The organism is Burkholderia sp. Se-20378, from assembly GCF_017104665.1.
Taxonomy (GTDB): Bacteria; Pseudomonadota; Gammaproteobacteria; order Burkholderiales; family Burkholderiaceae; genus Burkholderia; species Burkholderia lata.
In genome coordinates this window covers 1-6,787 of the sequence record NZ_JAAGPG010000455.1, presented here as the reverse complement: position 1 = coordinate 6,787, position 6,787 = coordinate 1, and the positions used below count along the sequence as shown (strand labels likewise).

8 protein-coding genes are annotated in these 6,787 nt (G+C 65.5%); 5 read left to right on the top strand and 3 right to left on the bottom strand.

Features of this window, described 5'->3' with window-relative positions; all coding sequences use genetic code 11:
• Positions 1–108 precede the first annotated feature (108 nt).
• Complete coding sequence (locus G3N93_RS31100) at positions 109–1,443, top strand: MFS transporter (RefSeq protein ID WP_241026766.1); 1,335 nt, start codon at positions 109–111, stop codon at positions 1,441–1,443.
• A 115-nt stretch (positions 1,444–1,558) separates the two neighbouring features.
• On the opposite strand, the gene G3N93_RS31095 is transcribed toward G3N93_RS31100, so the two are convergent.
• Positions 1,559–1,852 carry a type II toxin-antitoxin system RelE/ParE family toxin gene (locus G3N93_RS31095; protein ID WP_206134673.1) on the bottom strand — a complete coding sequence of 98 codons (294 nt, stop codon included), beginning with the start codon at positions 1,850–1,852 and terminating at the stop codon, positions 1,559–1,561.
• Positions 1,853–1,854: 2 nt separating this feature from the next.
• Entirely contained in the window at positions 1,855–2,112 is a 258-nt protein-coding gene (locus tag G3N93_RS31090; RefSeq protein ID WP_206134672.1) for a type II toxin-antitoxin system ParD family antitoxin, read from the bottom strand.
• A 228-nt stretch (positions 2,113–2,340) separates the two neighbouring features.
• On the opposite strand from G3N93_RS31090, the gene G3N93_RS31085 reads away from it, so the two are divergent.
• The 3 genes from G3N93_RS31085 (at position 2,341) to G3N93_RS31075 (ending at position 4,237) form a co-directional block, all read left to right on the top strand.
• On the top strand, positions 2,341–3,060 hold the full coding sequence (locus tag G3N93_RS31085) for a hypothetical protein (protein ID WP_206134671.1): 720 nt from the start codon (positions 2,341–2,343) through the stop codon (positions 3,058–3,060).
• An 80-nt stretch (positions 3,061–3,140) separates the two neighbouring features.
• Positions 3,141–3,899, top strand: coding sequence for a hypothetical protein (locus tag G3N93_RS31080; RefSeq protein ID WP_206134670.1), 759 nt, complete (start codon positions 3,141–3,143; stop codon positions 3,897–3,899).
• Positions 3,896–4,237, top strand: a complete 342-nt coding sequence (locus tag G3N93_RS31075) for a hypothetical protein (RefSeq protein WP_157687414.1) — start codon at positions 3,896–3,898, stop codon at positions 4,235–4,237. Before G3N93_RS31080 ends, G3N93_RS31075 begins: the two co-directional genes overlap by 4 nt.
• A 175-nt stretch (positions 4,238–4,412) precedes the next feature.
• Here the strand turns inward: G3N93_RS31075 and G3N93_RS31070 are convergent, their stop codons facing one another.
• A complete protein-coding gene (locus G3N93_RS31070) occupies positions 4,413–5,288 on the bottom strand; it encodes a LysR family transcriptional regulator (RefSeq protein WP_174939880.1) in 876 nt (291 codons plus the stop codon).
• Positions 5,289–5,501: 213 nt separating this feature from the next.
• On the opposite strand from G3N93_RS31070, the gene G3N93_RS31065 reads away from it, so the two are divergent.
• Positions 5,502–6,440 carry a LysR substrate-binding domain-containing protein gene (locus tag G3N93_RS31065; protein WP_174939961.1) on the top strand — a complete coding sequence of 313 codons (939 nt, stop codon included), beginning with the start codon at positions 5,502–5,504 and terminating at the stop codon, positions 6,438–6,440.
• Positions 6,441–6,787: the final 347 nt, after the last annotated feature.

Sequence of the window (6,787 nt, the reverse complement as noted above, 5' to 3'; positions counted from 1 at the left end):
GCACGGCACGCGCGGCGGCGTTCCGCCTGCGTGCGCCGCTGCGCGCCCGATAACAATCCAGGAGGCAGCTTGACTCAAGCCAACGTTCAATCCGGCGCCGCACGCGCGTTGCCGCTGTCGCGTGGCGCCGATGCGCCGCACCGCCCCGTCGCGCTCGACGACGTGCCGCTCAACCGTTTCCACGTGAAGATCGCCGGCCTGACGTTCGGCGCGCATTTCACCGAGGGCTACACGCTCGGCACGATCGGCTACGCACTCGCCGCGCTCGGCAAACAGATGCCGATCGACGCGTTCTGGATGGGGATGATCGGCAGCTCGGCGCTGATCGGCATCTTCTTCGGCAGCCTCGTGTTCGGCTGGCTGTCCGACCGGATGGGCCGGCAGAAGATCTTCCTGACGAGCTTCGTGATCATCACGGCGGCCGCGTTCGCGCAGTTCTTCGTCAGCTCGCCGCTCGAACTGTGTTTGCTGCGCGTGCTGATCGGCTTCGGGATGGGCGGCGACTTCACGGTCGGCCATGCGATCCTCGCCGAATTCTCGCCGCGCAAGCATCGCGGCGCGCTGCTCGGTTCGTTCAGCGTGATCTGGACGATCGGCTATGTCGCCGCGAACGTGCTCGGCCTCGCGTACAGCGATGCCACGCCCGATGCATGGCGCTGGCTGCTCGCGTCGGCGGCGTTGCCTGCGCTGATCGTGCTGGTACTACGGATCGGCACGCCCGAGTCGCCGCGCTGGCTGCTCGGCAAGGGCCGGGAGAAAGAAGCACGCGCGATCGTCGCCAAACATTTCGGGCCGCACGTGATGCTCGACGGTTCGGCCGAACCGCATGCGAATACCGGCTTCGCGCGACTGTTCCAGCGCGACCTGATCCGCCGCACGGTTTTCAACTGTGCGTTCTTCGTGTGCCTCGTGATTCCGTACTTCGCGATCTACACGTTCCTGCCGACGATCCTGAAGACGATCGGCCTCGCCGAAGGGTTCGGCGCGGACCTGCTGCTGAACGGCTTCCTCGTGCTCGGCGCGCTGATCGGCATCTGGCTGACGATCCGGCTGTCGCGGCGCGGCTTCCTGATCGGCTCGTTCGCGGTGACGTGCGCATCGCTCGTCGCGCTGGCGGTGCTGCCGTCGTCGGCGGCCATCGCGATGATCGTCGCGTTCGCGATCTTCACGCTGACAATGTCGGCATTCAGCAACCTCGTCGGCGTGTTCCCGCCCGAGTGCTTCCCGACCGAAGTGCGCGCGAGCGGCGTGGGGCTCGCGATCGCGTGCAGCCGGCTCGGTTCGGCGATCGGCACGTTCCTGCTGCCGGTCGGCATCGCGACGCTCGGCTTTCACGCGACGATGTTCGCGCTCGCGGGCGTGCTGCTGGTGGGGATGATCGTGTCGATCGCGTGGGCGCCGGAGACGAAGCATCTGACGCTGGAGGAGGCGTCGGGGCATTGAACGTGGAGGCGGGTTGCATGCTCGCCTGCTTCATCGAGCTCGCATCGACCTGTCGCTGATACGCCGAGGACGCTACGCGCGATTCGAACGAACCCGATGCGATGCGCGCGTTCGCTCAGAACAGGATCGACGCGTAGTCCCGCGCGCCGTGAAGGACGTGAAGGATGTCGATCCGCGTCGGCGGATCGCCGACGACCCGATAGAAGATCTGGTAGTTGCCGTACACGCGGTGCCGCACGCCGTGACGCTCGAAGCGCGGCACCAGCGGAAACGCCAGCGGCATCGCGGCAAGACTCAGGCACTTATCGCGGATCTCCCGCACGAACGTCACGGCGCGTTGCGGGTTGTCGCGTGCAATGTAATCCGCGATCGCCTCGAGTTCGGTAATCGCAAAGTCGGACAGGTGCACGGTCAGGCCTGACGGTCTGCCTGGGCCCGATACTTCGCCTCGAGACGATCGAAGACTTCCGCCGCCTCGGCGCCGCGTCCTGCTTCCACATCGGCAAGGCTGCGCGCGATCACCGCGTCCAGCGCATTCAGTTGCGCTTCGCGATCCTGGATCAGGCGCACGCCTTCGCGAAGCACTTCGCTCTTGGATCCATAGCGCCCCGATTCGACCAGCTTCGCGACGTAAGTCTCCAGCTGCTGGCCCAGTTCCGCACTGATCATGTCGACCTCCCGGCCGGATTGAATTCGATCCACCAAGCGTATCGTGGCTATCAACTATTATCAAGAAGACAATCTCCGAAGGATCGGCGCGAATGTTTTCGAAGTGCCGATCGGGCGGATGGAAGGAACGGGAGGCGCCCCGGCAGGCCGCTGCGGCGCCGGACATTCATCCGGTTTTCGCGCGCACTCGTGTAGCCTTACCGGACCCTCACCGTGCGAGCAGCGATCATGATTGAAGACATCGTCACGCCACAACCTAGCCTGAAGGTCTATCCGCCAGACGCCGACGTCTTTGCCGAGCCCCATGCCGCACTCGCGCGCCACCTGCATCCGCTCGTGTCGATCGACCTGTCGGCGGTCAATCCGTCGTGGGAGGGCTGGATCCACCTGCTCAGCCCCGTCGAACCGTACGACGGGCTCGTCGGGCAGGACACGGCCGCGTATCACAACGACTTTCTCCGCGCGAACTGGATCGGATTCCGGCTCGACGACGACAACCGCTACACGCTGCTCGGCGACCCGCGCTACTTCTATCTGGAAAACCCGCCCGGCGCGCATGACACGGGCTATCGCGAGGAACTGGAGGCGCACTACGCCGAGCAACAGGCCAGCATCGACACCGCGCGCAAGCGGTTCGCCGAATACGGCGTGCTCTACTCGTCCAACCAGTACGCGCCGGACGAGCGCGATTTCAGCCAGGAAAAGCCGTGCAACCTGATCGACCAGCTCGGCGGATCGGTCGGCTGGGGCAACTGGTCGGGCACCTCCGACTTTCCGGTCGACGACAGCGATCCCGACAACATCCGGCCGATCGGCCCCGACGGCGCGCGCTTTCGCTTCGTCGCCGGTGTGACCGGGTGGGAATATCGCGCGATGGGGGCGGACTGGATTCTGCTGTTTTACGAACCGGTCAGCCGCGTGGCGCTGCTGACGTTCGACTGGTCGTAAGGTGGGCGGGACGGGCAGTCGCTCCGTCTCGTGATTGGATTGGCCGTTTGGCGGACTCTGCCAGTCGGATTCGCGTCGATATGCTGGGGGCTTTCCATTCATCGCCGGACGCCATGCCCGCGCCACCTGTCGATCTCGGCCATGTTCTGCCATACGAAACGTCGTACTTCGACGATCGGCTCGAGGTCGATCGAAACGACCTGGATATTTCCGCGTTGCTTGGGGTGGCCGATGACATTCCCGAGGCACTACTCGTTGCGTTGTGCGGAGCACCCGCCGGATCGGACATTCAAGCCTATCTCGACAGCGCAGACAGGTTGACTTTCAGCGTCACCCATTCCGCGTTGATCCGATCCGAAAACCGCATCGCCGTCTTCCGAGAATCGGACACATTCGCACTCGAACTCAAAACAATCGATCTGGCTGATAGCGCTATCGCCGGCCTCGGAGCGGCCATGCTATGGCGGATCGCAAGAGCGTGCGATACGCTGGGAATCACCCGCATCAACGCATTGGCAGCGGGTGGCCGCAAGGCGGCGCCAAAACCCGGCGGGCGTCGACTGTTTGGGTACTACGCCTGGCCTCGGCTCGGTTTCGATGCCCCCATTCCCGACCAGCAAAGCGACGAAGCAGCCCTGTTCCAGTATTTCCAGAGCGACCCGGTCGGTCTGGCCGACGGGTCACTTCGATCGCTGCACGCACTCTATGCGACGCGATTCGGGCGAGATTTCTGGCGCGTCGCGGGATCGCATCGCTGGATGACTTTCGACGTTACGCCGCACGGAAAATCCGTGCGGACGTTGCAGAACTACTTGATCGAAAAGGGGATTTACGAATGAACGCAAAGCACACTCCGATCGCAGGGTTCCGGATCACGCGCCGTGGGCGCCCGACGAGCGAACATCGTCCCGTTCGCCTCTCGGAAGCCCGCCGGCTCCTTGATGCAGTCGTCACGCGCGAACTCCATCACAGCCTGGCTCGGGTCATGCGCAAATCTGCCATCGAGCACGACGCACGGGCCACCGTCACATCCACCTCCCCGCCGAAACGAGCCGTCTTCAACGTGGGACGCATCGATCCCTCGAAGTGCCAGTTGCCGAGCATCTCGGATGCCGAAGCAGAAGCCATGGCGCGCCGGGAAACACTCATGCACTTCGGCCTGGATCCCGACTCGTAATCAGCCGCGACGGAGGGAATCCGCATGGTCCAGGCCGTCAATGATCGTGGCTATCGCTGTTCCCGGTAACGATCGTTGACACACGCCAACACCGCGAGAAGAGCACGACACGCGCGGACTGATCCGATTGCTTCCACCGAAAGATCAGCCGCGTCTCAGCATCGACGCACCCGCCCTACCCCCTCCTCCCCGCCTGCCCCCGCAACCACGCGGCAAACGCGACCACCGGCTCGACCGCCACACTCTCCGGCTCGACATCGAGCCAATACCCGAACGGCCCGATCGGCTGCACCGGCGACAGCCGCACGAGGCTGCCTTCGCCGATCTCCTCCTCGATCATGTTCAGGTCGACCACCGCGAGCCCCGCGCCCTTGCGCGCCGCGCGGATCGCCTGCTCCAGCGTGGAAAACTCGATACCGTCACCGATCCGCGCCAGCGGCACGCCCGCCTGGTCGCACCAGTCGGCCCACAGCGTCAGGCGCTTGCCTTCGTGCAGCACATGCAGCGACGGCAACCGGCCGAACAGAACATCGAGCGCATCGCCGCGATAACGCGGCGCACCGACGAGCGCATGCCGCTCCATCATCAGCAGCTCCGACTGCATCCCGGCGCGCGCCGCGCGTCCGAAGCGGATGTGGCAATGGCAATCGTCCGTCGGCTCCGTACGGATCGACAGCTCGACGTCGGGCAGCGCCTCCGCGAGCGTGCCGAGCCGCGGCGAAAACCACTGCGTCGCGAACGTCGGCGGCAGCGACACCGTCAGCCGCCGTTTCGCACCCGGCCGCGTGGCGGCGATTTCGCCGACGCCACGCTCGATCGTGTCGAACGCCTGCCCGACGAACGGCAGCAACCGCTCGCCGGCATCGGTCAGGCGCACGCCCTTGTGATCGCGCTCGAACAGCCGCGCGCCGAGCGCTTCCTCGAGCAGCCGGATCTGCCGGCTCACCGCCCCCTGCGTCACGCACAGCGAAACCGCCGCACGGTTGAAGCTCAGGTGACGCGCGGTCTCCTCGAAAAATCGCAGTGCGATCAACGATGGCAGGCGTCGCATGATGTGTGTCCCTTTCGTTCGTATCGTTCGTGTCGTTGCCGGCCGGCATCGCCGGCTCTCCTGCGGGCAACCTTGTCGCAACAAGGTGCACCCGCTGCCATACCGTAAAACCCCCGCGCCCCCCGTCGCCGCCATTCATCGTCCCCGCACCCGCGCCACCCGCCTACAATAAGCATCCCGCACCAAACACGACACTGCCCCGTGAGACGCAAGATGCCGGCGCTGAATGCGCTGAAAGCCTTCGAGATGGCCGGCCGCACCGGCAGCTTCACGCGCGCGGCCGAACTGCTCAACGTGACGCAAAGCGCGGTGAGCCGCCAGGTTCGCCAGCTCGAGGGGCAGCTCGGCGAGACCCTGCTCGAGCGCCGCCATCACCAGCTCGAACTGACTGCGGCCGGCCGCGTGCTGCTGCGCGCGCTGCAGCAATCGTTCGACAAGATCGAGCTGACCGTGCGCAGCCTGCAGGAAAAAACCCACCTGAACCGCCTGCGCGCGAACGTGCCGCCCACCTTCGCCGCGCGGTGGCTGATGCCGCGCCTCGGCCGGCTGCGCGACGCGCATCCCGAATTCGAGCTGAGCCTCACGACCCGCATCCACGACAGCCTCGGCGAATCGCGCGTGCTCGACTGCGCGATCCGGTTCGGCGACGGCGAATGGGACGGCTTCGACAACGCGCTGCTGATGCAGGAGCAGCATATCGCCGTCTGCGCGCCCGCGCTGTATGCGCGGCTGCGTCAGGACGGCGCGCCGATCGACCTGAACCGCTTCACGCTGCTGCACGTGCTCGCCACCGACGACCAGCGCTACCTGACCTGGCAGCACTGGCTGAAGGCGGCCGGCATCGGCGACGTCGACACGCGCGGCGGCTACGAATTCGACCTGCTCGACCATGCGATCCGCGCGGCGATCGACGGTCTGGGCATCACGATCGCCGACCGCCACATGGTCGCGCGCGAACTCGCGACCGGGCAATTGATGCAGGTGCTCAACGTGCACGTCGACGGCCACCAGTCGTACTGGTTCGTCACGCGGCCCGAGCAAACGAACCTGCCGCACATCGTCCAGTTCCGTGACTGGCTGCAGCAGGAAGTGTGGCTCGCGAAGCGCCATCTCGAACCGTCGTCGCCGCTGCCGCAAGTGCCGCTGGCCTAACCCGCGATCCGCCCCCCGATCGCCCTCGACCACCCGCCGCGGGCGACACCTTACCGGCTTCCACGCCCGTCCGCATTCGGCCCCGTCGGAAAATACGACAGGCCACCGCCCGCCCCGCCCCTACCCGCGCGACCGAAGCCTTGCCGGACGGGCGACTCCGGTCGATTCGCCGAGTAACGTGCGTTTTTCTCATGCTCGGCGCGAAAATAAGTCGTTTGTCGTGCGCTAAACGCATGAACAGAATGGCCTCTATCCCTTGCCACGCGTGTTCGCCACTCGAAGCGATCCGCCTGCATTCATCGGAGGAGTCACTTCATGCGCACCGAACGCAACTACGTGAACGGCCG

Excerpts from the sequence above, each read along its gene's own strand:
- G3N93_RS31070 (WP_174939880.1), bottom strand. The coding sequence starts at position 5,288 with ATGCGACGCCTGCCATCGTTGATCGCACTGCGATTTTTCGAGGAGACC.
- G3N93_RS31075 (WP_157687414.1), top strand. The coding sequence starts at position 3,896 with ATGAACGCAAAGCACACTCCGATCGCAGGGTTCCGGATCACGCGCCGT.
- G3N93_RS31065 (WP_174939961.1), top strand. The coding sequence starts at position 5,502 with ATGCCGGCGCTGAATGCGCTGAAAGCCTTCGAGATGGCCGGCCGCACC.
- G3N93_RS31080 (WP_206134670.1), top strand. The coding sequence starts at position 3,141 with ATGCTGGGGGCTTTCCATTCATCGCCGGACGCCATGCCCGCGCCACCT.
- G3N93_RS31090 (WP_206134672.1), bottom strand. The coding sequence starts at position 2,112 with ATGATCAGTGCGGAACTGGGCCAGCAGCTGGAGACTTACGTCGCGAAG.
- G3N93_RS31085 (WP_206134671.1), top strand. The coding sequence starts at position 2,341 with ATGATTGAAGACATCGTCACGCCACAACCTAGCCTGAAGGTCTATCCG.